Origin of the sequence: Pseudomonas sp. HMWF006, assembly GCF_003061205.1 — a bacterium.
Taxonomy (GTDB): Bacteria; Pseudomonadota; Gammaproteobacteria; order Pseudomonadales; family Pseudomonadaceae; genus Aquipseudomonas; species Aquipseudomonas monsensis.
The window spans coordinates 12,125-14,895 of record NZ_QAIU01000360.1; the positions used below are offsets into that span (position 1 = coordinate 12,125).

Sequence of the window (2,771 nt, forward strand, 5' to 3'; positions counted from 1 at the left end):
CTACTGCCCGATCGGTCAGGCTGGTGCGATGCTCGCCGAGCCGGTGCTGAACACGGTTGCCGCTCGTCACGGCGTGACCCCGGCGCAGGTTTCGCTGGCGTGGATTCTGCGTCAGGATGGTGTGATTGCGATTCCCAAGGCTGTCCGCCCGGAACACGTGCAACTCAATGCACAAGCGGCGCAGCTGCAACTGGAGGCCGGGGATCTGGCGGCGCTGGACGAGGTATTCAAGGCGCCACAACGCAAGCAGCGGCTGGCGATGGTCTGAGTCGCTGGCCGCTGGCGAGGGCTTCGTCATGAGAAGCACTGATCAGTACGACCCGTTCCACCTGCAACGTTTCGTCCAGGCCCAGGACCCGGTGTTCGAACGGGTCCAACGCGAACTCGACGAGGGCCGCAAACGCAGCCACTGGATGTGGTTTGTGTTCCCGCAGCTCGCCGGCCTGGGAGGCAGCGAGATGTCCCGACGCTTCGCCATTCAGTCTGCCGAGGAAGCACAGGCCTATCTGGCCCACGACCTGCTCGGCGCGCGGCTGCGAACCTGTACGCAGTTGGTACTGAAGGTGCATCAGCGCTCGATTGCCGAAATTTTCGGCCACCCCGATGACCTGAAATTTCACTCCTCGATGACTCTGTTTGCGCAGTTCAGCGCCGAGGACTGTCCGTTCAATCAGGCACTCGAACGCTACTTCCACGGCATCCTCGACGAATGGACCCTGCAACTGCTGGACTCAAAACAGGCCCAGTTGCCCCCCGATCAGGGTTGAGAAATCGTCGTCGACAAACGGCAGGATCGCGTCCGCCACCGGTTGCAGCTGGCGGGTGATGTAGTGGTCGTAGTCGATCGCGGCACGGCGCACTTCCAGCGGCTCCGGCCCGGCCAGGGTGATCACGTAACTGATCCAGCCGCCGTTTTGATACTGCCGTGGGCGACCGTGCCCGGCGTTGTACTCATCGGCCAGCCGGGCGGCGCGCACATGCGGTGGCACGTTGCGCTCGTAGTCATCGAGGGTACGCCGCAGGCGCTTGCGGTAGACCAGCCGATCATCGAACGCTCCGGCAAGGGTTTTGCGCACGTAGTCGCGCACGTAATCCTGATAGGGCTTGCGCTGGAAGATGCGCTCGTACAGTTCCTGCTGGAACTGCCGGGCCAGCAGCGACCAGTCGGTGCGCACGGTTTCCAGGCCTTTGTAGACCATTTCCTCACTGCCATCGGCGCGGCTCACCAGACCGGCGTAGCGCTTCTTGCTGCCCTCCTCCGCGCCCCGAATCGTCGGCATCAGGAAGCGCTTGTAATGAATTTCGAATTGCAGTTCGAGAGCACTTTCCAGGCCGTATTCATCACGCACATGGGCACGCCACCAGTCGTTGACGTGCTTGACCAGCGCGTGGCCGATGCTCGCCGCTTCTTCCTGGCCATGCGGGCGACGCAGCCAGACAAAGGTCGAATCGGTGTCGCCGTAGATCACCGCGTGGCCCTGCGCTTCAATCAGCTGGCGGGTGCGCAGCATGATTTCGTGGCCGCGCAAGGTGATCGACGACGCCAGCCGCGTATCGAAAAACCGGCAACCGCTGGAACCGAGCACGCCGTAGAAGGCGTTCATGATGATTTTCAGCGCCTGCGACAGCGGCGCATTGTGCTCGCGCTTGGCGGTCTCGCGCCCTTCGGCCACGCGCGCAACGATGGACGGCAGGCAATGCCGGGTACGCGAGAAGCGGGCGCCACGGAAACCCGGCACCGAATCGGTATCGTCCGGGTGCTGCAGGCCTTCGATCAGCCCCACCGGGTCGATCAGAAAAGTACGGATGATCGACGGGTACAGGCTCTTGTAGTCGAGCACCAGCACCGACTCGTACAGCCCCGGTTGCGAATCCATGACGAAACCGCCGGGGCTGGCCTGCGGCGGGTTGGTGCCCAGATTGGGCGCGACGAAACCCTGGCGGTGCATCAGCGGCATATACAAATGGGTGAACGCCGCCACCGAGCCGCCGCTGCGATCCGCCGGCAACCCGGTAACACTGGCGCGTTCGAGCAAAAACGTCAGCAGCTCGGTCTTGGCAAAGATCCGTGTGACCAGTTCGCAGTCCTTGAGGTTGTATTTGGCCAGCGCCGGTTTGTCCTCGGCGAACATGCGGTTGATTTCGTCCATGCGCTGGTACGGATTGTCGATCGACTTGCCTTCGCCGAGCAGGGTTTGCGCGACGTTTTCCAGGCTGAACGAGGGGAAACTCCAGGTCGCCGAGCGCAGGGATTCGATGCCATCGATGATCAGCCGCCCCGCCGCCGCAGCGAAATAATGGTTGCGGCTGCCGTGTTCGCGCCATTGCATCTCTTCACCGCCACGGCCGATTTTCAGCGGCACGCCAAGACGCCGCGCGTGCTCGTGGAGGATGCGCAGATCGAACTGCACGACGTTCCAGCCGATGATTGCGTCAGGGTCGTGGCGGGCAAACCAGTCGTTGAGTTTTTTCAGGATGACGGTGCGTGAGTCGCAGTATTCGAGGTCGAAATCGACGCTGCTCGCATCACCGTTGGGCACGCCGAGCATGTATACCTGCCGCTGGCCGCAGCCTTCGAGGGCGATGGAATACAGCTCGCCGGTTTCCGTGGTTTCGATGTCCAGCGAGACCAGGCGCAGGTTCGGCCGGTATGTCGGGTCGGGTTTGAGGTGAGCGTCGAGCAAGACGCCGTCAGCATCGGGCGTGCCACTGAACAGCACCGGCGCCGTGATGAAACGCTCCATCAGGTAGCGTTCCGGCGGGCGCACGTC

At 62.8% G+C, this 2,771-nt stretch carries 3 protein-coding genes; 2 read left to right on the forward strand and 1 reads right to left on the reverse strand.

What is annotated here, in order from left to right; translation table 11 throughout:
• Both DBR24_RS32230 and DBR24_RS14845 read left to right on the forward strand, forming a co-directional pair.
• Positions 1–268: aldo/keto reductase (locus tag DBR24_RS32230; RefSeq protein WP_256591491.1), on the forward strand; the 268-nt coding region annotated here is incomplete at its 5' end.
• 28 nt (positions 269–296) lie between these two features.
• Entirely contained in the window at positions 297–767 is a 471-nt protein-coding gene (locus tag DBR24_RS14845; protein ID WP_123462266.1) for a DUF1810 domain-containing protein, read from the forward strand.
• On the opposite strand, the gene DBR24_RS14850 is transcribed toward DBR24_RS14845, so the two are convergent.
• A partial coding sequence (locus DBR24_RS14850; RefSeq protein ID WP_128615140.1) for a DNA polymerase II occupies positions 732–2,771 on the reverse strand: 2,040 nt, incomplete at its 5' end. The two genes, DBR24_RS14845 and DBR24_RS14850, sit on opposite strands and share 36 nt — an antisense overlap.